At 60.0% G+C, this 22,419-nt stretch carries 18 protein-coding genes and 4 tRNA genes; 15 read left to right on the plus strand and 7 right to left on the minus strand.

The annotated features are described in order from the left end of the window. Positions 1 to 211: 211 nt before the first annotated feature. Positions 212 to 754, minus strand: a complete 543-nt coding sequence (locus GTQ41_RS08615) for a TetR/AcrR family transcriptional regulator (protein WP_047292900.1) — start codon at positions 752 to 754, stop codon at positions 212 to 214. A gap of 91 nt (positions 755 to 845) precedes the next feature. Here GTQ41_RS08615 and GTQ41_RS08620 point away from each other — a divergent pair, with 91 nt between their 5' ends. The 4 genes from GTQ41_RS08620 to GTQ41_RS08635 all read left to right on the plus strand — a co-directional run bounded on the left by GTQ41_RS08620 (position 846) and on the right by GTQ41_RS08635 (position 5,625). Continuing rightward, positions 846 to 2,033 carry an MFS transporter gene (locus GTQ41_RS08620; RefSeq protein ID WP_047292902.1) on the plus strand — a complete coding sequence of 396 codons (1,188 nt, stop codon included), beginning with the start codon at positions 846 to 848 and terminating at the stop codon, positions 2,031 to 2,033. Positions 2,034 to 2,084: 51 nt separating this feature from the next. Then, the gene (locus tag GTQ41_RS08625) at positions 2,085 to 2,396 is read left to right on the plus strand and encodes a cupin domain-containing protein (RefSeq protein WP_047292904.1); all 312 of its coding nucleotides are present in this window, start codon (positions 2,085 to 2,087) and stop codon (positions 2,394 to 2,396) included. Positions 2,397 to 2,501: 105 nt separating this feature from the next. Continuing rightward, the gene (locus GTQ41_RS08630) at positions 2,502 to 3,653 is read left to right on the plus strand and encodes a TDT family transporter (protein WP_047292906.1); all 1,152 of its coding nucleotides are present in this window, start codon (positions 2,502 to 2,504) and stop codon (positions 3,651 to 3,653) included. 97 nt (positions 3,654 to 3,750) lie between these two features. Then, a complete protein-coding gene (locus tag GTQ41_RS08635) occupies positions 3,751 to 5,625 on the plus strand; it encodes an MFS transporter (protein ID WP_047292908.1) in 1,875 nt (624 codons plus the stop codon). Between the two features lie 52 nt (positions 5,626 to 5,677). On the opposite strand, the gene sugE is transcribed toward GTQ41_RS08635, so the two are convergent. From sugE to rdgC, 3 genes are all read right to left on the minus strand, one after another. After that, the gene (gene sugE / locus GTQ41_RS08640; RefSeq protein ID WP_047292910.1) at positions 5,678 to 5,992 is read right to left on the minus strand and encodes a quaternary ammonium compound efflux SMR transporter SugE; all 315 of its coding nucleotides are present in this window, start codon (positions 5,990 to 5,992) and stop codon (positions 5,678 to 5,680) included. A gap of 119 nt (positions 5,993 to 6,111) precedes the next feature. Beyond that, positions 6,112 to 7,077 (minus strand): bile acid:sodium symporter family protein, encoded by a 966-nt coding sequence (locus GTQ41_RS08645; RefSeq protein WP_047292912.1) that lies wholly within the window; start codon positions 7,075 to 7,077, stop codon positions 6,112 to 6,114. A gap of 174 nt (positions 7,078 to 7,251) precedes the next feature. Continuing rightward, positions 7,252 to 8,172: a recombination-associated protein RdgC gene (gene rdgC / locus GTQ41_RS08650; RefSeq protein ID WP_003223096.1), complete on the minus strand. Its 921-nt coding sequence runs from the start codon at positions 8,170 to 8,172 to the stop codon at positions 7,252 to 7,254. 159 nt (positions 8,173 to 8,331) lie between these two features. Between rdgC and GTQ41_RS08655 the strand changes: the two genes are divergently transcribed. From GTQ41_RS08655 to GTQ41_RS08670, 4 genes are all read left to right on the plus strand, one after another. Continuing rightward, positions 8,332 to 8,407, plus strand: a tRNA-Val gene (locus GTQ41_RS08655). Positions 8,408 to 8,426: 19 nt separating this feature from the next. After that, positions 8,427 to 8,503: transfer RNA gene (locus tag GTQ41_RS08660), tRNA-Asp, on the plus strand. Positions 8,504 to 8,702: 199 nt separating this feature from the next. After that, positions 8,703 to 8,778, plus strand: a tRNA-Val gene (locus GTQ41_RS08665). Positions 8,779 to 8,797: 19 nt separating this feature from the next. Next, positions 8,798 to 8,874 (plus strand) — tRNA-Asp (locus GTQ41_RS08670). A 221-nt stretch (positions 8,875 to 9,095) separates the two neighbouring features. On the opposite strand, the gene GTQ41_RS08675 is transcribed toward GTQ41_RS08670, so the two are convergent. Next, positions 9,096 to 10,259: a catalase family protein gene (locus GTQ41_RS08675; RefSeq protein WP_047292914.1), complete on the minus strand. Its 1,164-nt coding sequence runs from the start codon at positions 10,257 to 10,259 to the stop codon at positions 9,096 to 9,098. Beyond that, complete coding sequence (locus tag GTQ41_RS08680; protein ID WP_047292917.1) at positions 10,256 to 12,064, minus strand: di-heme-cytochrome C peroxidase; 1,809 nt, start codon at positions 12,062 to 12,064, stop codon at positions 10,256 to 10,258. Before GTQ41_RS08680 ends, GTQ41_RS08675 begins: the two co-directional genes overlap by 4 nt. A gap of 270 nt (positions 12,065 to 12,334) precedes the next feature. On the opposite strand from GTQ41_RS08680, the gene GTQ41_RS08685 reads away from it, so the two are divergent. The 7 genes from GTQ41_RS08685 to GTQ41_RS08715 all read left to right on the plus strand — a co-directional run bounded on the left by GTQ41_RS08685 (position 12,335) and on the right by GTQ41_RS08715 (position 20,471). Continuing rightward, the gene (locus tag GTQ41_RS08685) at positions 12,335 to 13,051 is read left to right on the plus strand and encodes an FKBP-type peptidyl-prolyl cis-trans isomerase (RefSeq protein WP_007966725.1); all 717 of its coding nucleotides are present in this window, start codon (positions 12,335 to 12,337) and stop codon (positions 13,049 to 13,051) included. A gap of 299 nt (positions 13,052 to 13,350) precedes the next feature. Continuing rightward, positions 13,351 to 13,806, plus strand: coding sequence for a YkvA family protein (locus GTQ41_RS08690; RefSeq protein WP_217325481.1), 456 nt, complete (start codon positions 13,351 to 13,353; stop codon positions 13,804 to 13,806). A 112-nt stretch (positions 13,807 to 13,918) separates the two neighbouring features. Further along, positions 13,919 to 14,260, plus strand: coding sequence for a helix-turn-helix domain-containing protein (locus GTQ41_RS08695; RefSeq protein ID WP_041071888.1), 342 nt, complete (start codon positions 13,919 to 13,921; stop codon positions 14,258 to 14,260). Then, entirely contained in the window at positions 14,257 to 14,628 is a 372-nt protein-coding gene (locus tag GTQ41_RS08700; RefSeq protein WP_003223109.1) for a hypothetical protein, read from the plus strand. The genes GTQ41_RS08695 and GTQ41_RS08700 overlap by 4 nt, the downstream gene beginning before the upstream one ends. Continuing rightward, positions 14,629 to 15,027, plus strand: coding sequence for an SEL1-like repeat protein (locus tag GTQ41_RS08705; RefSeq protein WP_047292920.1), 399 nt, complete (start codon positions 14,629 to 14,631; stop codon positions 15,025 to 15,027). A gap of 246 nt (positions 15,028 to 15,273) precedes the next feature. Next, positions 15,274 to 20,055, plus strand: coding sequence for an RHS repeat-associated core domain-containing protein (locus GTQ41_RS08710; RefSeq protein ID WP_047292921.1), 4,782 nt, complete (start codon positions 15,274 to 15,276; stop codon positions 20,053 to 20,055). Continuing rightward, positions 20,055 to 20,471 (plus strand): hypothetical protein, encoded by a 417-nt coding sequence (locus tag GTQ41_RS08715; protein WP_080963254.1) that lies wholly within the window; start codon positions 20,055 to 20,057, stop codon positions 20,469 to 20,471. The genes GTQ41_RS08710 and GTQ41_RS08715 overlap by 1 nt, the downstream gene beginning before the upstream one ends. Before the next feature lie 119 nt (positions 20,472 to 20,590). On the opposite strand, the gene GTQ41_RS08720 is transcribed toward GTQ41_RS08715, so the two are convergent. Continuing rightward, positions 20,591 to 22,381: a bifunctional diguanylate cyclase/phosphodiesterase gene (locus tag GTQ41_RS08720; RefSeq protein WP_217325482.1), complete on the minus strand. Its 1,791-nt coding sequence runs from the start codon at positions 22,379 to 22,381 to the stop codon at positions 20,591 to 20,593. Positions 22,382 to 22,419 lie beyond the last annotated feature (38 nt).

A 22,419-nucleotide genomic window follows, 5' to 3' on the forward strand; every position in this document is an offset into this window, starting at 1 on the left:
CCCGGGCGGACAGTCTCGCATGAGTGCGGCGGTTAGTCAGTGTCGACCAAGGTCGTGGCGTGGCGGGGTGTCGCAGGTTTGAAACCGGGTGGTTTCTCGGGTGACCGGTCAGGCCCCATCGCTGGCAAGTCAGCTCCCACAAGGAACTCCAGTGGGCACATATTTTGTGAACATCACAGACCCTGTGGGAGCTGGCTTGCCAGCGAAAGCGTCAGTCCTGTCGCAGTGCGATATCGATCAACCGATGCAGCTCATCCACCTCCAGCGCCGCCGCCGAAAACAGAATGCGGAACACCACCGGGGCCACCACCAGATTGATCAGATGATCAACGCTCGGCGCCGGCTCGTCAGGGTGACGCTCGATGATGGTCTGCAACTGCGCGCCAATGATCGTCACGCAATACCCGGGCGTGGCGCTGGCCTGCACGTCGCGCATCATGTTACGCCCCGGCTCCGAACTCATTTCGTCCAGATATTGCTCGGCCCAGGCGCGGATATCACCGCGCAGGTCACCGGTCACCGCCGGTTCACTGTCCGGGCGCATGCGGGCGAGGGCGACATCGGCGAGCAATGCTGCCAGATCACCCCAGCGCCGATAGATCGTCGACGGCGTGACCCCGGCGCGCGCCGCGATTTGCGGGACGGTCACGGTGCTGCGCTCCTGTTCTTGCAGAAGTGCGCGGACTGCCGAATGAATCGACTCTTGCACCCGGGCACTGCGGCCACCGGGGCGTAAACCTTCTTTAATAGCCATGCGCCAGACCTTAACACAAAGAATTTGCTTTAAGCCAAAGTCGAGCGCACACTCCGCAAAAGCAAAAAATTAGCTTTTGCGGAGTGTGCGCATGACCAGCCTTGCTTCCAACCGTGGCAGCCTGATTTTCCTGGCGATCACCTTACTCAGTTTCCTCGCCGCTTCCACAGCGCCGACGCCGTTGTATCACCTGTATCAGGATCAACTGCACTTCTCGGCAGCGGTGCTGACCCTGATTTTCGGCGTGTATGCGCTGAGTCTGCTGGCGGCGTTGTTGACGGTCGGATCGCTGTCCGATCACCTGGGGCGCAAGCCGGTGATTTTCACTGCCGTGCTGCTCAACGCGCTGGCGATGCTGCTGTTCATCAGCGCCGACAGTGTTGCCTGGCTGATCAGCGCCCGTGTGCTGCAGGGTTTTGCCACCGGCATGGCCACCGCTGTTTTGAGCGCCACACTGCTCGACACCGACCGCCAGCAAGGGCCGTTGATCAACAGCGTCGCACCGTTGCTCGGCATGGCGCTGGGCAGCATGGGCTGTGGCCTGCTGGCCGAATTCGCCCCGGCGCCGTTGCAACTGACTTACGGGTTGTTGCTGGCGCTGTTTGTGTTGCAAGCGGTGTTTCTCTGGCGTCTGCCGGAAAGCGTCACCCCGCAAGCCGGGGCCTGGGCTTCGTTGCGGCCAACCCTGCATGTGCCGGTTCAGGCGCGTTCGACCTTATGGCGTGTGCTACCGCTGAACACCGCAACCTGGGCCCTCGGCGGCTTTTTTGCCTCGCTGGCGCCGTCGCTGGTGCGCACCGCCACGGGCTCGACGTCGAACCTGATCGGCGGTGCGACCGTCTCGGCGCTGACCGTGACCGGTGCCGTGATGATTTTCACTTTGCGCAATCGTCCCGCCGGCAAAGCCCTGCAAGTCGGCGCCAGTCTGCTGCCCGTCGGCGTGCTGCTGATTCTGCTTGGCGTGCACAGCGCCAGTCTGGCGCTGTTTTTCCTCGGCACACTGATCGCCGGGTGCGGCTTTGGTTCGGGTTTCCTCGGCGCGGTGCGCAGCCTGGTGCCGTTGGCTTCGCCGCATGAAAGGGCCGGTTTGATGTCGGCGTACTACGCGCTGAGTTATCTGGCGTTCTGCCTGCCGGCCTTGTTGGCCGGGCATTTGACCCGCGCCTATGGATTGCTGACGACCACCGACGGCTACGGCGCCGGATTGATCGTCCTGGCCGTCGCCGCGCTGTTGCTCAGCCTGCGCCCGCAAGCAGTCAAGGCTTGCAGCACTCCATAAACGCGGTGGTTTCAGTTACCTTTGTCCGGCCTTCTTTTCACGGATCGACAGATGAAGATTATCCGCAGCAAGTCGTTCACCGCCGAGCGTGCCTGGGGCGCGCTGGACATCGCCAGCATGAACGGCATCACCACGCGCCTGCACTGGACCGATCAGCCGTACAAATGGCACATCAACGACGGTGAGGAAGTGTTCGTGGTGCTCGATGGGCGGGTGCAGATGCACTATCGCCAACAGGGCGAGGAAAAGCAGGTGCTGCTGGAGGTCGGCGACATTTTCTACGCTTCGGTCGGCACCGAGCACGTGGCACATCCGCAGGGCGCGGCGCGGATTCTGGTGATCGAAAGCGAAGGCAGTGTCTAGACGCTTATCTGCAAAGTAGATAACAGATAGAGAAATTACCCGTTATATAGATATTCGATTCGGTTCTACCATGGACTCAACCTCACCTGAGGACAGGAGTTCATGATGATTTGCCCCAGCACCGCCAAACCCGGTATCAAGCCGTTCAGCCAGCTTCAGCATCCGCGTGAAGCGATCCGACAATTCACCCCGAACTGGTTCGCCGCAACCATGGGCACCGGCGTGCTGGCCCTGGCGCTGGCGCAACTGCCGGTGGCGATCCCCGTGTTGCACGCGGTGGCCGAAGGGTTGTGGCTGTTCAACATTCTGTTGTTCACCCTGTTTACCTTTGCCTATGCCGCGCGCTGGGTTCTCTTCTTCGATGAAGCGCGGCGGATCTTCGGCCATTCCACTGTTTCGATGTTCTTCGGCACCATCCCCATGGGCCTGGCGACCATCATCAACGGTTTTCTGGTGTTTGGTCTGCCACGCTGGGGCGATGGGGTGATTCATCTTGCCGAAGTGCTGTGGTGGCTCGATGTGGCGATGTCGCTGGCCTGCGGTGTGTTGATTCCGTACATGATGTTTACCCGTCAGGAACACAGCATCGACCAGATGACCGCCGTCTGGCTGTTGCCGGTGGTGGCGGCGGAAGTGGCGGCGGCCAGCGGCGGTTTGCTCGCGCCGCATCTGGCCGATGCTCACGCGCAACTGGTGGTGCTGATCACCAGCTACGTGCTTTGGGCATTCTCCCTGCCGGTGGCGTTCAGCATTCTGACCATCCTGTTGCTGCGCATGGCCTTGCATAAACTGCCGCATGAAAACATGGCCGCCTCGAGCTGGCTGGCCCTCGGCCCGATCGGTACCGGTGCATTGGGCATGTTGCTGCTGGGTAGCGATGCACCGGCGATCTTCGCCGCCAACGGCCTGCCGGGCATCGGTGAAATCGCTGCGGGCCTCGGGCTGATTGCCGGGATTACCCTGTGGGGCTTCGGCTTGTGGTGGATGTTGATGGCACTGCTGATCACCGCGCGTTACCTGCGTGACGGCATCCCGTTCAACCTCGGCTGGTGGGGCTTCACCTTCCCGCTGGGCGTGTATTCGCTGGCAACCCTCAAGCTTGCCAGCACGCTAAACCTGGGTTTTTTCAGTGTGGTGGACTGCGTGCTGGTAGCGTTGCTGGCAGTGATGTGGCTGATCGTCGGTAAACGCACCGTGCAAGGCGCGTGGCGCGGTGAGTTGTTTGTCTCGCCGTGTATTGCAGGTTTGAAGAAATAACCTGAAAAGTTTAGGTAAGGTGTGGCCTGGAGCGCCGATCGAGATTCCAATAAGCAGATCCAGGCCATTCTCTACCGACCTCAGGGAAACACGGAAGATGAGTCACCCCTCACAGTTCAACCTGCTTCGCACCCGGCGCTTCCTGCCGTTTTTCATCACGCAGTCGCTGGGCGCGTTCAATGACAACGTGTTCAAGCAGTCGCTGATTCTCGCCATTCTGTATCGGCTGACCATCGAGGGTGACCGTTCGATCTGGGTCAACCTGTGTGCGCTGCTGTTTATCCTGCCGTTCTTCCTGTTCTCGGCGCTGGCCGGGCAGTTCGGGGAAAAATTCGCCAAGGACGCGCTGATCCGTCTGATCAAACTCGCGGAAATCGCGATCATGGCCGTAGGATCGGTCGGTTTCCTCTTCGATCACCTGTCGCTGATGCTGGTCGCGCTGTTCGCCATGGGCACGCATTCGGCGCTGTTCGGGCCGGTGAAGTATTCGATCCTGCCGCAGGCATTGCGTGAGGATGAACTGGTTGGCGGCAACGGGCTGGTGGAGATGGGCACGTTTCTGGCGATTCTCGCCGGGACCATCGGCGCCGGCATCATTATGTCCTCGACCCATTACGCGCCACTGGTGTCGACCGCGATTGTCGGCATTGCCGTGCTGGGTTATCTCGCCAGTCGCGGCATTCCACGCGCTGCCGCGGCATCGCCGGAAATGCGCCTGAACTGGAACATCTTCAGCCAGTCCTGGGCCACCCTCAAACTCGGTCTGGGCCAGACCCCTGCAGTGTCGCGCTCGATTGTCGGCAACTCGTGGTTCTGGTTTGTCGGGGCGATTTACCTGACGCAGATCCCGGCCTACGCCAAGGAATGGATGCACGGCGACGAAACCGTGGTGACGCTGATTCTCACGGTGTTCTCGGTAGGCATTGCGTTGGGTTCGATGCTGTGCGAGAAGCTCTCCGGGCGCAAGGTCGAGATCGGTCTGGTGCCGTTCGGTTCGTTCGGCCTGACCGTGTTTGGCCTGTTGCTGTGGTGGCATTCCGGTGGAATCCCGGAAAGCGTCACCGGCCACAGCTGGATCGAAGTGCTGGGCTTTGCGCATACCTGGGCGGTGCTGGTCGATATTCTCGGACTCGGGATTTTTGGCGGCTTCTATATTGTGCCGCTGTACGCCTTGATCCAGTCGCGCACCGCCGAGAACGAGCGGGCGCGGGTGATTGCCGCCAACAATATTCTCAACGCCCTGTTCATGGTGGTGTCGGCGATCGTTTCGATCGTGTTGCTGAGTGTGGTCAAACTGTCGATTCCGCAATTGTTCCTGGTGGTGTCGCTGCTGAACATCGGCGTCAACGCCTACATCTTCAAGATCGTCCCCGAGTTCAGCATGCGTTTCATGATCTGGCTGCTCAGCCATTCCATGTACCGCGTCGAGCACCGCAACCTCGAGGCGATCCCGGACGAGGGCGCGGCATTGCTGGTGTGCAACCACGTGTCGTTCGTCGATGCCTTGCTGATTGGCGGCGCGGTGCGTCGGCCGATTCGCTTTGTCATGTACTACAAGATCTACAACCTGCCGGTACTGAACTTTATCTTCCGCACGGCGGGGACGATTCCGATTGCCGGACGCAACGAAGACATCCAGATCTACGAAAAGGCCTTCACCCGGATCGCCCAGTATCTGAAGGACGGTGAGCTGGTGTGCATCTTCCCGGAAGGCAAGTTGACCACTGACGGCGAGATCAACGAGTTCAAGGGCGGGCTGACGCGGATTCTCGAAGAAACCCCGGTGCCGGTGATTCCGCTGGCGTTGCAGGGGTTGTGGGGCAGTTTCTTCAGTCGCGATCCGAACAAGGGGCTGTTCAAGCGGTTGTGGTCGCGGGTGACGTTGGTGGCTGGTTCGGCGGTGGCGGTGGATGCGGCGGAGCCGGCGAAATTGCAGGGGTTGGTGGGGGCGTTGCGCGGGGCCGTCAGGTAATCGGTGATAGTGCTGGCCCCATCGCTGGCTTGCCAGCGATGGGGCCATTGGCTTAAGCGCTTACTTTAAGGCCAATCAACCCGGTAATGATCAACGCCACACTGGCCAGCCGAATCAACGCCATCGACTCGCCAAACAGCATGATCCCGGCAATCACCGTGCCGACAGCGCCGACTCCGGTCCAGATCGCATAAGCTGTACCCAGCGGCAATTCCTTCATCGCCAGGCCCAGCAGGCCGAGGCTGATGGCCATGGCCGCCACGGTCAGGACGGTGGGGAGCGGGCGGGTGAAGCCGTCGGTGTATTTCAGGCCGACGGCCCAGCCGACTTCGAACAGGCCGGCGAAAAACAGAATGATCCAGGACATGAGAGACCTCCATCGATTGACGGGGCCGTCCCCAGATTGATAACTCGATCGAGCCGCAGGGTCGTCCCCGCGTAGCGCAACAGTCTGCCGAGCATTAATCCGGGGATCAAGTTTCCCGGTCAGTCGGCCGGCTGTTGCGCCAGCGCCTCACGGTCTTGCTTCTCGCTCATGCGCCGGAACCAGGTCGAGAGCAGTGCCCCGGAAATGTTGTGCCAGACGCTGAACAGCGCGCTCGGCACCGCCGCCAGCGGCGAGAAGTGCGCACTGGCCAACGCCGCGCCCAACCCCGAGTTCTGCATGCCGACTTCCAGTGCCAGCGACTTGCGCTGCGCCAGTGGCAGCTTGAACAGGCGTCCGGTGAAGTAACCCAGCAGGTAGCCGAAGCTGTTGTGCAGCATCACCACGGCCATGATCAGCAGCCCGGACTCGGCGATCTTCGCCTGGCTGGCGGCCACCACGGCGGTGACGATGATCACGATGCTGACCACCGACACCAGTGGCAACACGTCCACCGCGTGGCGCACCTTGTCGCCGAGCACGCGTTGCGCGACCACGCCGAGCACGATCGGCAGCAACACTACTTGCAGGATTGACCAGAACAACTCCATGAACGACACCGGCAACCACGCCGAAGCCAGCAGCCAGATCAGCGCCGGGGTCAGCAGCGGGGCGAGCAGGGTGGTGACGGCAGCAATCGCCACCGACAGCGCCAGATCGCCGCGGGCCAGCCAGGTCATGACGTTGGAGGAGGTGCCGCTTGGGCAGCAGCCCACCAGAATCACCCCGACGGCGATTTCCGGTGGCAGATGGAAGATCTGGCAGAGCAACCACGCCACACCGGGCATGATCACGAAATGTGCGACCACGCCCAGAGCCACACGCCACGGATGGCGGGCGACGGCAGCAAAGTCGTCAAGTTTGAGGGTCAGACCCATGCCGAACATCACCAGCCCCAGCAGCGGCACGATCGCACCCTTGAGACCGAGAAACCACGCCGGTTGCAGGAATGCGATCACGGCGAAAATCAGAACCCAGTAAGCGAAAGTGTTGCCGACAAAGCGGCTCAGTGCAGCCAGTGCTCGCATGGCGTGTTCCTTATTATGTGAAAGCGTTAGGACGCTAAGCATACGGTGCCAGCAAAAAGATCGCAGCCTTCGGCAGCTCATACAGGAAAACACATTCCAAATGTAGGAGCTGCCGAAGGCTGCGATCTTTGCTTTTTCAGGCGCCCTCAATAAAGGAGGGCGCCGGAGAGAGGTTTAGATCCCCTGCGGAGTCTCTTCCCCGCCCAACGCTTCCACCAGCGCCGGCAGGAAGTCGCCAAAAGTCAGCATCATCAGGGTGAAGCTGGCGTCCAGTTGGCCCAGGGCCTCGTCGCCACCGTCCTGTTCTGCCTGATCCTGCAGCAGGTCTTCGAACTTCAGGCGTTTGACGGTCATCTTGTCATCGAGCATGAACGACAGCTTGTCTTGCCAGGCCAGCGACAGCTGAGTGACGACTTTGCCGGTGCTCAAGTGCAACTGAATTTCTTCGCTGGTCAGGTCCTGACGCTTGCAACGCACGATGCCACCGTCTTCGTGGGTGTCGCGCAGCTCGCATTCGTCCAGCACGAAGAAGTCCGGTGCTGCTTGCTGGGTGGTGACCCACTCGGTCATCACCGCGGTCGGCGCGGTTTTCACGGTCAGCGGACGCACGGGCAGGGTGCCGAGCACTTCACGCATTGTGGAGAGCAGGTCTTCGGCGCGTTTCGGGCTGGCCGAGTTCACCAGGATCAGGCCCTGTTTCGGTGCGATGGCAGCGAAGGTCGACGAACGACGGATAAAGGCACGCGGCAGGAACGCCTGGATGATTTCATCCTTGATCTGATCGCGTTCTTTCTTATAGACCTTGCGCATTTGCTCGGCTTCGATCTCTTCGACCTTTTCCTTGACCGCGTCGCGCACGACGCTGCCCGGCAGAATACGTTCTTCCTTACGTGCAGCGATCAGCAGGAAGTCGCCGCTGACGTGCACCAGTGGCGCATCTTCGCCCTTGCCGAACGGCGCGACGAAACCGTAGGTGGTCAACTCCTGGCTTGCACATGGACGCGCCAGTTTGGTGGCCAGTGCAGTTTCCAGCGCCTCGGCATCGACAGGCAGGTCTTGGGTCAGGCGATAGATCAGCAGGTTTTTGAACCACATGGGGTGAGTCTCTCCTTTATACAAAGGGGGGCATTATTGTCTTCGCCGTGGCATAGGCCAACCCTTCTCTAAGCCTTTGGAAGGCCTGAGAAAATTAATTAAAAAAGTGCTTGCCAGAGGTTGGGTCGCTCCGTAGAATGCGCGCCACACCGAAGCGAAGGGTGATTAGCTCAGCTGGGAGAGCGTCTGCCTTACAAGCAGAATGTCGGCGGTTCGATCCCGTCATCACCCACCATTCGTTTCAAGTGTTTAGCGCAGCGGTAGTTCAGTCGGTTAGAATACCGGCCTGTCACGCCGGGGGTCGCGGGTTCGAGTCCCGTCCGCTGCGCCATATTCGGTAACCTGGACCACTGAACGCCAGGTCACCACGGAAAAACCCGCTGAAGCGGGTTTTTTTCTGTCTCACGTTTGTACCTTGTTCCATCGGGTTTGTGTCGTTTCACCGGTTTTCGGATTTATTTGAAAAAAACTTCAATTAAATCAACACATTACGAAAACTTGTGGCATAATGCGCCCCGTAACGAAGCGAAGGGTGATTAGCTCAGCTGGGAGAGCGTCTGCCTTACAAGCAGAATGTCGGCGGTTCGATCCCGTCATCACCCACCATTCGTTTCAAGCGTTTCGCGCAGCGGTAGTTCAGTCGGTTAGAATACCGGCCTGTCACGCCGGGGGTCGCGGGTTCGAGTCCCGTCCGCTGCGCCATATTCGGTCACCTGGACCCACTGAACGCCAGGTCACCACAGAAAGCCCGCCGAGTGCGGGCTTTTTGCTGTCTGCGATTTGAGAATTTCTGCAATGCCTGTGTGGTGAGGGGATTTATCCCCGATGGCCTGCGCAGCAGGCCCATAGTCTTGAAGCTGGGGCTGCTTCGCATCCCATCGGGGATAAATCCCCTCACCACAAATCATCTCCTCGTCTTCTCACTATTCGGCATTGCGACTGTGCCGATAATCGCTCACCGCCTCATACACCGCTTTACGCAAGCGATTGATCCCGCCAATCGGCCGATGCGCCTCGATACCAAACCACGGATTGAACGACAGGTTGTCGCATGCCAGATTCAGCGCTGGCGTGTCGAAGTCCTGCGCCGGCAGGGTGATCCGTGCCACTGTTTCGAACGCTGAATCCTGCTCGCGCCACTCGATGCTGGTGTCCTCGATCGGCATGTACTTGTTCGCATCCTGGCGCTGAATCTGCAGCACGAAACACGCCGGTACCCGATCTGTCGACAGTTGTTGGTTCAAGGCGCTGCGCAGGAAATTCGGCAGGTCGTGATTTTGTGCGGGCAGGGTGTAGGTCGGGCAGTTGTCCGGATCCGGCGCAACGCGAAACTTGGCATTGGCCTCGCCAAATTTGTAAGGCGATACCGAAAAGTAGGTGGTCGCGGTCGGGCTGTCCGGCGGCGGTGACAGAGTCGCCAAGGCGATGAGCAGGTGACGGATCTGCCAGGTGCGCGGATCCCAACCGGGGAAAAACGCCATGATTTTTTTGCCGTCAGCCTGAGCAGCCACATTTTGACGGTACTCGGCGACATCGCTGACGAAGAAGTTCGGATGGCTGAACATCACGAAGTCTTGTTCACGGCGCACCGGAAGGTCGCCGAGCAGCTGCTTGCCGGGGACATCGAGCAGCTTGATTGCCATTCCCCGGGCGTCGCGGATGCTGTCGAATTGCGGGTAGGCGTTGCCATTGGACAAGCGAATCAGCGCCTGCCAGGTTTTGCCCGGTTCGCCGAAAACACCCTGGCGCAGCGCTGGCGTCAGTTCTGGCAACACCGTGACCTCGGCTTTTACGCAACCGTGTGCCTTGGCATGCGCATCGCGCAAGTAGCGTGTGCCTTCGCGGTGTTGATCGACGATACGCACGGCGGTCTGGATCACGTCCTCGGTCATGGCCGCTTCACCGGCGGGAATCTGTTCCTGCGCCGACACCGGACCTCTGTATTGCCAGATGAACCACGCGCTCGCGATCGCCCAGCCCAGCAGGCCGACAATCAGCAGGGCCAGCAGGGTTTTGCCCAGCAGTCGCCCCAGCCACAGCCAGAAGCGGGCGAGAAGGGAGGGTTTTTTGTACGAGTTGATCATCATGGCAGTTGCGCCTCCAATGGCCCGCCCAATACTTTCAGGTACTCCAGCAAGGCCCAGCGTTCTTCCGGTTGCAGCAGGCGGCCGATAACCCCATTGCCGCGCTCGCCAGCGCGGAACTCGTGGCCGCTGTTGTGGTTGCCGGTGATTCGCGTATCGAACAAAAAGCCGTTGGTGAAGGCTTCGGTGCGATAACCCAGATGGCGCGGGTCATACTCGAACGAACCCTTATAGAAAGTCGTCGCGCGCTCATCCTGCGGCGACAGCAACTGATAAAGGCTTGGCACCGAACCGTTGTGCAGGAACGGCGCGGTGGCCCAGACGCCGGCCAGTGGCCTGGCCTTGTAGGCAACCTTTTCACGCACACCGATCGGCAGGCCGAAGCCGTCGAGTTGTGGCTTTTCCTCAGCGGTGACGCCGGCCTCGCGATAGGCACGGTTCTCGACGAACGCGGTGACGTAGGCCAGGCCCTTGGCCACCGACAGCTGGCTCAGATCCAGTGGTTCGGTGGGCGTCGGATGCAACTTCACATCCATCTGTTCGAGTTCTTTCGGGTCCCATTGCAGCGGGGTCAGGTCGAAACGGTGGGTGGCAATATTGGTCGCGGCATTCGGGTCGGTGCCGATCACCTCCACCGGCAACATGTGCAAGTGCTGCACCCAGCGCTCGCCTTCCTGAGTCTTGCGCGGCACGTGGCAACCGGCGCAGTTCTCGGCAAACAGCGTGCGGCCCTTGGCGGCCAGCGGTTTGTCGATGGCGCCCAGGACATCTTCCGGCCAGGCTGGTGGTTGCAGGCGTTGCAGGGTTTCCTCGATTGTGTGCAGATCGCGTACGCGCACACTCGAGGCATAACGCGCATCGCCTTGCAGCGGCTGGCCGTTGCTGTCGAAGAAATTCAGCGTGGCGCCGACGCCCAACGCTTCACCGATGTTGCGCGCCATCGGTTGCTGCGCCGAGCCGTTCCACTGCACCCAGTCGAAGGTCCACATGTCCCACAGTTGCGGGTAGTCGACCGGGGCGTTCGCCACGCGGTAGTTGGCGGGGGAAATCGCGTCGCCGAAGGTGGCGTTGGCAATGCGGCCGAACGCATCGGTGCGTCCAGGGCCTTCCTCGGTCGGGTAGAGGCCGCGATGGGTATCGTTCCAGGCGACTTTGAGGAAGGTGTTCAGCGATTGCTTGACGTCTTTGCGCAGTTGCTCGCGGCGCGGCTCGTAGTCATCGCCCAGAACATTTCTGGCGAAGCGTTCGAATTTCCACGGGTTGTAGTAAGTCGACGTCAGACTGGCGACCAATGCCTGCCCGAAACTGCCACCGCGCAATGTAGGAACGCTGGAAGGCAAAACATGCTGCGCCGACCCGCCGTCGATCCGCACGGCCTGGCCGTTGAAGCGCAGTTCGCCGGTGTGGCAGGCGGCGCAGGTGATATCGAGGTATTGCTCGGTACCGCCGGGGTTCTGATGGCGCGCGAAACCGACCGGCAGATTGCCCGGATTGTTCGGCGTGGCTTTCTGCTGCGGATCAACCAGAAAACCGAAGCGTGCGAGGTATTCCGGGGACGCGAAACGCTGCTGCGAGAAGGGCAGCTCCAGCGCCTGGAACCATTCATAGCGCAGGCCTTTGACCTGCGTCCCTTGCGGGGTGAAATAGTAAGTCTGGCGCTCCTCCTCACTCCACTGTTGCAGGTAATGCACCTGTTGGGCGGGGGTATAGAAGGGCAGTTTCGGGTTGGCGACGTAGTACAGAATCACGGCCAGGACCAGGCCCAGCAGTACCACGATCAGAGTCAGCAAACGGAATAAGAGGCGCAAGATAAACATCCTTGTCGAGTTGTTGCGCTGTTATGCCTCAGCTGCTGCAGGTGCGGCAAGTGGCCATTACGCCAACTGTCGTAGGAAGTCTCGTCAGTCCTTGTCAGGCCCAGATGACAGAAGCTTCATCGTCGCTTTGCTCGAATGCGTTTTAATCCCTGAACTTATCGGACGTTTCCTGCTCTCATGCCGGTAGCCATTGGTCGTGGCGGCCTGATAAGCTCGCGGCTTTACTCGATTGCCCTTTCGGCGCATGAACAAGGAAATAGCATGAAACAGCATCGGTTGGCGGCGGCGGTAGCCCTGGTTAGCCTGGTCCTCGCGGGTTGTGATTCGCAGACCAGCGTAGAGCTGAAAACCCCGGCGCAAAAAGCTTCCTACGGTATCGGCCTGAACATGGGCAAGAGCCTTGCTCAGGAAGGCATGGATGATCTGGACTCCAAAGCGGTAGCCCAGGGCATCGAAGATGCCGTCGGCAAGAAAGAACAGAAGCTGAAAGACGAAGAACTGGTCGAAGCTTTCGCCGCGCTGCAAAAGCGTGCCGAAGAGCGTATGGCCAAGATGAGCGAAGAGTCGGCAGCCGCCGGCAAGAAATTCCTCGAAGAAAACGGCAAAAAGCCTGGCGTTACCACCACCGCTTCCGGTCTGCAGTACGAAGTGGTCAAGAAAGCCGACGGCCCGCAGCCCAAGCCGACCGACGTAGTGACTGTTCATTACACCGGCAAGCTGACCAACGGCACCGTGTTCGACAGCTCCGTGGAACGTGGCAGCCCGATCGATCTGCCGGTCAGCGGCGTGATCCCGGGTTGGGTTGAAGGTCTGCAACTGATGCACGTTGGCGAGAAGTACAAACTGTACATCCCTAGCGATCTGGCTTACGGCGCGCAATCGCCAAGCCCGGCAATCCCGGCCAACTCGGTTCTGGTCTTCGACCTGGAACTGCTGGCCATCAAGGATCCAGCCAAAGAAGACGCCGCTGCCAAGTAACAGGCATCGGTAACGGCTTCGCCAACAACGCCTCGCTTATGCGGGGCGTTGTTGCATCTGAAGGATGGCGCAGGTAAACAGAGCGAACGGATGCCGCTGACAGCAGTCCTAGAGATTGAGGCCACCGTGGGTAGACGTCCTGAGCCGCCAAGTCAATGAAATATTGGGTTTTTTATGTGAGTAAAAAACGCCCGATCTGAGCGAAGCCCTTATGAAACGGGGCTCTCAGCGCTGAAATGCAGCTCTGTTCACAAGGTTATCCACAATTTGTGTGGATAACATTTCAACGGGAGAAATAGATGAAAGCGCCGTGGAATTTCGCCCGGTTTCTGCCTCTGGCGGGACGCCTGCTGGCCCGTGGCCGGCTGCCGACTCTGCTGTTCGCCGTGGCGAGCAAGGGCGCTGCGCAAGGTAATCGCCTGGGCAAGCTCAAGGATGATCTGCGCTTGCTCCAGGCCTTGTGTCTGGCTTACTGGCGCGGCGAGTACCGGGCGATCAGTCCGAAAGCCATCGTTTCGGTGGTGGCAGGGTTGATGTATTTCCTCAGCCCGGTGGACGCGATCCCGGATTTCATCCCCGTCTTCGGCATGCTCGATGACATTGCTGTTCTCGCCTGGCTGATGAAAACCCTCGACGACGAACTCGCTGTCTTCCGGCTCTGGCGCAATCGACAACAGCCGGAAAAACTCGCAGTGGTCGAACGTTTGCCCGATACCCCCGAGCAACTTCAACTGCAGGGCCCGAAAAAAACCTGATTCACCTCGCCTGCAGGCAGATTGATACCCCCCGCGACCTTGGCCGCTGTTAGGATTACACTTCTAGGGAAAAGTGCCGACTCGCTAAGTGTTGTTGTCCTACGGGGTAGTCATGGATATTCAGATAATTGCACGCGATGGCGAACCCGAATACGCGGTTCTGCCATGGGGCCAGTATCAGGCTCTACTGAAAGCAGCAGGCATCAACGACATACCGCAGCAGCAGGCGCCAGCGCCGGCCGCCGCAGCGCCAGACCCGATTCTTCCAGGTCTGGATCAACTACGCAGTTTGCGCGAAGGGAAGGGCATCGCCATCGAGGCGCTGGCCCGCACGGTAGGCATCAGCCCGTCTTATCTGGCCATGATCGAAAGCGGCGAGCGTCAACCTGACGCCGCGATTCGCCGCAGCCTGGCCTGGGAACTGACGGTGCCGGGTTGGAGGGATGAATCGTGAGCGTACGCATCAGTCGTCAACATTGGGACGGATTGCTGGGGGAGCTGGATCAGGCGCGCAGGCAGCGCCATCTGTTGACCTATCGAGCCTTGCTCGAACGTTTGCAACTGCCGACGCCGGCGATGCAGACGCTGACCGCGGCACTTGAGCATCTGGCCGCACTCGACGCCAAGGCCGAGCAGCCATTGCGCAGTTCGCTGGTGATCAGCCAAGGGGCCAGCCGTTTGCCCCGAACCGGTTTTTTTGAATGCGTTGAACGTCTGGGACGTTTCTCCGGGCCATCCGATGGCGTTGCGGCTGCCTCTTGGCATGCGTCGGAAGTGGTCAGGGTCTTCGAATACGAGTACCCGGAATCGGCGGAGGCCTGAGTGTTCTTTCGACTCAAGGCGTCGGCCAGTTACTGGTTGGCCCGCAGGCTGTTTCACTGGTCGTGGTTCGTCCGCCAGCCCAGAGGCTGGCGCTGGCTCGAAGGGCAGTTTGCGCGCATGGCCAATCTTGGCGATGTCGGCGCGCAAAGCTTTTATGGGCACATTCTGACGTTTCGCGGTGTTGGCCTGGGCGCCCGCGAAGAAGGTGTGCGGCTGTTGCGTCTGGCGGCGCTCGCCGGCGATGGCAAAGCGGCTTATCAGGTCGGCGTGATCAGCCTGGCCGGTACTCCGAGCAAAGCGCCGGATCCGACAGAAGCGGCGCGCTGGTGGACGCTGGCCGCCAAGGCCGGCCACCCGTTGGCCGAGCTCAAACTCCAAGAGTTGAGCGCTCGGGATTAAACCCAGTAAATCATTTTGTATCGACCGATAAACGTGGCGTGAGGGAAACCTCACGCCACGTTTGCGTTTATCGCCATACGTTTTGTAGTAATCAGTCCTTTGCAGATTTGTCCTACAGCAAAAGCCTACTCGCCTGACTTCTTTCCTGATTGATCCCCCGCAAAGTCCCCGCGCCTAATTTTTGCGCGAGGGAACGCTCATGTTTGACCCGGTTTTTCATTCCACCCCGCATCGTTGCGTGCGCTGATGGAAGCCGTCAGCCGTATCGAGCAGGAACTCGACAGCTTTCCCGACACCCTCAGCCTCTATCGCCAGCAGCTTGAACACTGGTTCAGCAGCGCGGCGGATCAGGTCAGCCACGCGGCGGATCTGCCGTCGCTGATGGGCATGGAGCGGATCATCCGTTTCGGTGATCGCATCACCGCTGTCAGCACAGGAGACAGTGAGTTTGCCTCCGGCGTCGTGCAGTGCCCGAAAAGCGGGGTGCTGACGATCGAGAGCAAATTCGAGTCGGTGTACGACATTCCGCTGGGCGACATCGTGGTCGATGTGGTGGCGGTGGATGATGGCCAAATCTTCCCCGTCGGACTTGATGCGCAAGGCCGGGGAACATTCACCGGGACGCCCGGCAAGTTCTATCGCGTGCAGGTGCACAGCGAGGTTACCTCGGAGCAGATCGAGGCGCTGTTCAAGTCCTACGACGGCTTGACCGGTAATCTGGAGGGCTGGCTGCGCAGCGAGTGGCAGGGGTTCAAGCCGCAGTGGTCGCAGTCGGTGGCGACAGCGGCAGGCAACGGCATGCTCGCCGGGAGCTGGGCGGCGATCGAGGGGGTGTGGGACAGCCTCGGCATGCTGTCGGAAATTCTGCAGGATCCAGGCGCGTTTGCCGATCGCCTTGGAAGCGGCGCGGCCGATCTGATCCGCCTCGCAGAATCAGCTCCGGATGTCATGCAAAAGCTGCAGTTGCTGGTCAGCGATGAGGCGGCGCTGTGTTTGCTGCTGCGCAGTGCGAGTCTCTGGCTGGAGATGCTGCCGCCCAGCCAGATCGCCGGCAAAACCGCTGAAATGGCGTCGATGATGATCGTGCAGGTGCTGCTCGATGTGCTGATCGGCGTTGTGTTGACATTCGTCGGGGCTGGCGCAGGGATCGCTTATCTGACGCTACGTCTGGCGGATCGCGCCGCCCAGCTGCTCACGGTTGTGAAACGTCTGGTCAAGGCGATGTTCGGCATCGTCAACACGTTCATCCATTACGTCGACCAGTACAAAACTGTCGCCGCGCGGGGCATTGCCGCCGGCGTTAAAAAGGGCCGCATGCAGTTGCGCTGGGATGCGAAGCGCAATGCCGCCCTGAAGAAAAACGAGCATCACGACGACTCGCCGGAACAAGCGAAAAACCCCAACGGCGACAGCGCCGATTGCGCGCCGCTGACCTGCACCAACGGCTGCCCGGTGTCGATGGTCACCGGCGAAGAACTGCTGACCCTGACCGATGGCACGCTCGATGGCTTGCTGCCGTTCGAGTTCACCCGGTTGTACCGCACCAGCGCGGTGGAGATCGATGTCGGGCTGGGGTTTGGCTGGAGCCATTCGCTGGCGCATCGGCTGGAGTTCGATGGCGAGGCGGTGGTCTGGGTCGATCACGAGAACCGGCGCACGCGGTTCCCATTGCCCAGTGTTGAACGGCCGCAGATCCACAACAGCCTGTCACGGGCGGCGATTTTTCTCGGCGATGAGCCCGAGGAACTGATCCTCGCGCTGGCGGGGGATGCGGCGCGGTTTTATCACTTTCGTGCCGGGCGACTGACGGCGGTCAGTGATGCATATGGCAATCGTCTGACGGTGCATCGCGATCATTCCGAGCGTGTGCAGCGTCTGGATAGCGGGGCCGGGCGCTCGCTGCTGTTGCGCTACGACCGGGCGCATCTGGTGGCAGTTGATTACCAGGTGTTTGAGGCGGGTGGCTGGCGCACCGAGCAAACGCTGGTCAGTTATTGCTACGACGCCCGTCAGCGATTGTTGGCCGCGACCAATGCCGTCGGGGACAGCGAGCGTTACGACTACGACGATCAGCACGTCATCCTGCAGCGGCAACTGAGCGGCGGCGCGAGCTTTTTCTGGGAGTGGGAGCGTTCCGGCAAAGCCGCGCGTTGCGTGCGCCATTGGGCCTCGTTCGCGCAGATGAATACGCGGTATGTCTGGGACGACAGCGACCGCGTCACGGTGCATTACGTTGATGGCACCGAGGAAACCTACGTCCACGATGACAGCGCACGGCTGGTGCGCAAGGTCGAGGCCGATGGCGGTGAGCATCTCAAGGCGTATGACGCTGCGGGCCGGTTGATCGCCGAGCAGGATCCGCTGGGTGCGGTCACCGAATACCGCTACGACGACGTCGGACGGCTGATCGCGCTGCTTCCGCCGGACAATGAGCCAACGTCCTACGAGTATCGCAACGGTTTCCTGCACAGCCGTTCTCGTGGTGACGCGGTCTGGACGTATCGGCGCAACGCCGAAGGGGATGTCACCGAGGCGGTCGATCCTGACGGCCAGGTCACCCATTACTACTACGACACGCGCGGGCAGTTGCTGTCGATCCGCTATCCGGACAGCAGCCGGCACAAGTTGTCGTGGAATGACCTCGGCCAACTGATCGAGGAAACCCTGCCTGACGGCGGTGTACGGCGTTTTTCCTACGATACGCTGGGGCGACGGACGACCACTTGCGACGAACACGGTGCCGTTACTCGCCAGCAGTGGGATGCCATTGGCCGACTGGTTCAGATGACTTTGCCTACAGGCGCCACCCGCGCCTACAGCTACGGCGCGTACGGCCAGGTCACGGCCGAGCGCGACGAGCTCGGGCGCATCACCCGTTACGAGTATGACGACGACCTGCATCTGGTCTCGCGCAGGATCAATCCCGACGGCACGCGGGTGCAGTATCGCTACGACCATGCGCAACTGCTGCTGACTGAAATCGAGAACGAATCCGGCGAAAAGTACCGACTGGACTACACGCCTAGCGGATTGATCCGACAGGAAACCGGCTTCGACGGCCGGCGCACCGCATACGCCTACGACCGTAACGGGCACCTGCTGGAGAAGACCGAGTTCGGCGACGACGGCTCGACGCTGGTCACTGCCTACGCGCGTGATGCGGCCGGGCGTCTGCTGCTGAAAACCCTGCCCGACGGAGTTCAGGTCGAGTATCGCTATGACCGCCTGGGCCGGTTGATCGGCGTCGATGACGGCCAGCAACATCCACTGGCCTTTGAATACGACCTGCAGGACCGACTGATCACCGAGCATCAGGGCTGGGGCACCCTGCGTTATGCCTATGACGCCTGCGGTCAGCTCAAACGCCAGCGTCTGCCGGACAACAGCAAGCTCGACTATCACTACGCCAAGGGCGGTGCGCTGACCGCCATCGACCTTAATGGCACACGGCTGACCAGCCACATCTATCAATCGGGTCGTGAACAACAACGCCAGCAAGGCCTGCTGCTCAGCGAATACGCCTATGACGACCAGGGCCGTTTGCTGGCCCACGCTGTAGGTCATCAGCACGCTTCGCTGTATCGCCGCGATTATGCCTACAGCGCCAACGGCAATCTGGAACACATTGCCGACAGCCGTCACGGTCAGCGCACCTACGGCTACGACGCCCTCGACCGCTTGATCCGCGTACGTCATTCGCGCGACGAACTGCCGGAAGCCTTCGCCCACAACCCGGCCGGCAACCTGCTGATGCAGGACCGTCCCGGCCCCACGCGGATCAAGGGCAACCGCCTGCTGATGCAGGGCGACCGGCATTACGACTATGACGCCTTCGGCAACCTGATCCGCGAGCGTCGCGGCCGCGATCAACTGCTGATCACCGAATACCGCTACGACTGCCAGCACCGCCTGATCGGCCTGACCCGCCCGGACGGCCAAACCGCGACCTACCAATATGACGCTTTTGGTCGACGCATCCGCAAGACCGTCGACGGCCACAGCACCGAGTTCTTCTGGCAAGGCGACCATCTCGTCGCCGAAAGCAGCAAGGTCCAATACCGCAGCTACGTCTACGAACCCGGCACCTTCCGCCCGCTGGCGCTGCTCGACGGTAAAGGCGCGAAACGCGCCTGCCCGTTCTACTACCAGCTCGACCACCTCGGCACCCCGCAGGAACTGACCGATTACAGCGGCGAAATCGTCTGGTCGGCGCAATACGACGCCTACGGCAAAGTCGCCGCGATCACCCTGGCGGGCGAGGACTACCTGGACCAGCCACTGCGCTTTCAGGGGCAGTATTTCGACGCGGAGAGTGGGCTGCATTACAACCGGCATCGGTTTTACGACCCGAGGTTGGGACGGTATCTGACGCCGGATCCGATCAAGTTGGCGGGTGGACTCAACCAATACCAGTACGTGCCGAATCCGACGGGGTGGGTGGATCCGTTGGGGTTGAGCTGCAGTTGTCCGCCGACGAATCCGCGTCGCCCGATGCGATACGAGGCAGGCCGCGTAGTTGTTGAAGAGGGCTCTCCTTCGCTGCCAAAGATGACAACGCAGGAGCGGCGGGCGAGGCTTGATGAGGTGGCTGAGGAGAACGCGAAGCGTCGGGTATATGAATATGAAAATCTTTATGGCATGCACACTGTGAAAAAACATAGTTCGGAAATATCCGATCCAGCACTGAAGCAACGTGGCATCAATGGAGCAGATCCTCATACAGGTATAGTCCCAAGAGGTGCCAGAGGAAATCTTAGCTCTCAGTTCCATAACTGGCGAATGCATTTGGGTGCACTGAATAAAGCGATGACGAAGGACAAAAATGGCCGAATAATGCACACAGGGAAGGACCAGAACCATGCTCCAATAGTTAGATTGGAACTACCCGGTGCGGGGCGCGGATATAGACCGAATAAACGAGATGAGCAAAATCCAACTCTTAATGAGAATTTGAACTGGTTTGAAGTGAAATTTGATCAGATAAATACGCAGGAACCATTCACGGGCTTCCCGGCGGAGGGTAGGTAATGTTGAAGGATCCGTTTTTGAATGAGCCGTTTGAACCGAGTTTGACTTGGTTTGTTAGTAGGTTTGATGTTTATGATCGAGAGGAAACTCGAGGCGTAGAGCTTGGTGTTTATAATCCGGATGATCCAGTTGATAGGGAGGTTCTTATAAGAAAATATTGTTTGGTGTTGCCTTATCTTTCTTATAGGCATAAATGCGTACTATTTGAATTTCTAGAGCGAGCGCTCGAAGATCCGAAATTTGACTTTCAAAGACCCTTTGAAATCGATGAGTGTGAAGCGAATAGCTGGCCACGGGAGGAATGGTATTCCTTAAACGAACCGCGCAGTTTTTTTCAGAGTGTCTATCAATTAGCACAGGAAGTTTGGAAAGAAGATCTCTCAAGGGCTGCAGGCGAAGAAAAAACTACGTGGTGATGTTTTTGATAATGTGCGCGAAAGCTTTGTGAAATTGGCTCGGGGTTAGATATGAGCTGTATGGACTGACCCCTTCGCGAGCAAGCCCGCTCCCACAGGGATCTCTGTCGTGCGGGGAGTCAGCGCTGGCCAATCAGTTGCGGCGGTTGCAGGTCGGCAGCAGTGAGACTATCAATCACATGCACGCTATACCCCGGAACATTCTTCGCATGATGCTTCGCCTGCGAAGCCATTTCCGCGAGTTGGCTGGCATCCAGTTCTGCGCAGGCCTCGGGTTGCAGGTGGACGACGCCGATCGATAACGAGAGCAGCGAAAACTCCTGCCGCACACCCTGGCGATTCGGCGCGATGAAGCAGCCAGCTTCAAGGTGCTCCGGGCGATAGAAACGGCGGCATTGGCTCTGGAAGTCGTCGAGCAGTTGATTGAGGCGTTTGCGCCAGTCTTCCGGGCCGAGCACCAGCAGGAAGTCGTCGCCGCCGATGTGGCCGACGAAGTCGCGGGACGGGTCGACGCGTTCGTTCAGGCATTGCGCCAGGCACAGCAGGACTTCGTCGCCACGGCCGTAGCCGTAGATGTCGTTGAAGGGTTTGAAGCTGTCGATGTCGACGTAGCAGATGATCGACTCGCGGCCCTGTTGCAGCAGGCGGGTCAGGCATTGCTGGATCGGCACGTTGCCGGGCAGCAGGGTCAACGGGTTGGCGTAGCGCGCCTGCTGGATTTTCAGTTCGGTGATCAGTTTGAGCACGTCGATCACCCGACCGAGGCCGAGATAGCCGCCATTGAGGGTGATGATGAAATCTTCTTCGATGCGCTGTCGGGCGCGGCTGGTGATCAGGCGGCTGACCTGTTGCAGCGACTGGCTCATTTCCACGGCAAGGAAGTCGTCGTTCATCAGGCGGCTGATCGGTTTGCGCGCGAACAGGCCGGTGGCGAACGGTTTCAGCAGTGCGTCGGACAGCGAATGGCGATGGACGATGCCGCATGGCTGGCCCTGTTCGTCGAGCACTGCCAGTGAATTCAGATTGGCCTGGCGGCGGAAGGCCTCCAACACCGTGGCAGTCGGCGTGTCGCGATGCACCGCCGGTTGGTCGTTGAGCAGGGCGCTGAGGTCGCTGCCTTCGTCATTCAACGCCACGGCGCTGCTGTCGTGTTTCGGCATCAAGGCCCGGGCATCGCGAGATGGATGTTCCTGTGGGCGACCGAGCAGGTAGCCCTGCACCAGATCGACACCCATTTCGGTCAGCACCGCCAATTCTTCCGGCAACTCGATCCCCTCGGCGATCACCTGCGCGCGCGAGGCCTTGGCGATTTGCAGGATCGAGCCGACGAACTCTCGTTTCAACGCGTCCTGATGAATGCCGTCGATAAAGTGCCGGTCGATCTTCACGTAGTCCGGGCGCAGCTCCGACCACAGACGCAGGCTCGAATAGCCGGCACCCAAGTCATCCAGTGCAATCGAAAAGCCCATCGCCCGATAGTGATGCAGCGCGGTTTGCAGCAACTGGAAATCGTCGATCGGCGTCTGTTCGGTGAGTTCGATGACCACTTGGCTCGGCGGAATGCCGAAGTCCTGCAGCAGTTGCAGGGTTCGTCCCGGTTGGTGCGCGGCTTCGAGCAGGGACTCCGGCGAGACGTTGAGGAACAGCTTGCCCGGCAGTTGCTGCTCGTTGAAACGACGGCAGGCCGACTGGCGGCAGGCGATCTCCAGTTCGCTCAAGCGGCCAGCCTGACGCGCCACGGCGAACAGCGCGATAGGCGAGTGTAGCGGGCTGTTGGACGGGCCTCGGGTAAGGGCTTCGTAGCCGAGAATGCGACGCTCGGAGAGACAGATGATCGGCTGGAACAGGCTGTGCAAACCGCTTTGAGTCAGGATCGAGCTCAAGGCACTCAGCTGTTCGGTCGTGGTCATGGCAATCTCTGGCGATAAAAAAAGGACTGGGAGCGCTC

It is taken from the genome of Pseudomonas sp. AN-B15, assembly GCF_019056475.1.
In the GTDB taxonomy this organism is placed as follows: Bacteria; Pseudomonadota; Gammaproteobacteria; order Pseudomonadales; family Pseudomonadaceae; genus Aquipseudomonas; species Aquipseudomonas parakoreensis.

Coding starts and splice junctions, on each gene's coding strand:
- GTQ41_RS08685 (WP_007966725.1), top strand. CDS start 12,335: ATGAAACAGCATCGGTTGGCGGCGGCGGTAGCCCTGGTTAGCCTGGTC.
- GTQ41_RS08720 (WP_217325482.1), bottom strand. CDS start 22,381: ATGACCACGACCGAACAGCTGAGTGCCTTGAGCTCGATCCTGACTCAA.
- rdgC (WP_003223096.1), bottom strand. CDS start 8,172: ATGTGGTTCAAAAACCTGCTGATCTATCGCCTGACCCAAGACCTGCCT.
- GTQ41_RS08715 (WP_080963254.1), top strand. CDS start 20,055: ATGTTGAAGGATCCGTTTTTGAATGAGCCGTTTGAACCGAGTTTGACT.
- GTQ41_RS08695 (WP_041071888.1), top strand. CDS start 13,919: ATGGATATTCAGATAATTGCACGCGATGGCGAACCCGAATACGCGGTT.
- GTQ41_RS08625 (WP_047292904.1), top strand. CDS start 2,085: ATGAAGATTATCCGCAGCAAGTCGTTCACCGCCGAGCGTGCCTGGGGC.
- GTQ41_RS08645 (WP_047292912.1), bottom strand. CDS start 7,077: ATGCGAGCACTGGCTGCACTGAGCCGCTTTGTCGGCAACACTTTCGCT.
- GTQ41_RS08615 (WP_047292900.1), bottom strand. CDS start 754: ATGGCTATTAAAGAAGGTTTACGCCCCGGTGGCCGCAGTGCCCGGGTG.
- GTQ41_RS08620 (WP_047292902.1), top strand. CDS start 846: ATGACCAGCCTTGCTTCCAACCGTGGCAGCCTGATTTTCCTGGCGATC.
- GTQ41_RS08710 (WP_047292921.1), top strand. CDS start 15,274: ATGGAAGCCGTCAGCCGTATCGAGCAGGAACTCGACAGCTTTCCCGAC.
- GTQ41_RS08635 (WP_047292908.1), top strand. CDS start 3,751: ATGAGTCACCCCTCACAGTTCAACCTGCTTCGCACCCGGCGCTTCCTG.
- GTQ41_RS08690 (WP_217325481.1), top strand. CDS start 13,351: ATGAAAGCGCCGTGGAATTTCGCCCGGTTTCTGCCTCTGGCGGGACGC.
- GTQ41_RS08675 (WP_047292914.1), bottom strand. CDS start 10,259: ATGATGATCAACTCGTACAAAAAACCCTCCCTTCTCGCCCGCTTCTGG.
- GTQ41_RS08630 (WP_047292906.1), top strand. CDS start 2,502: ATGATTTGCCCCAGCACCGCCAAACCCGGTATCAAGCCGTTCAGCCAG.
- sugE (WP_047292910.1), bottom strand. CDS start 5,992: ATGTCCTGGATCATTCTGTTTTTCGCCGGCCTGTTCGAAGTCGGCTGG.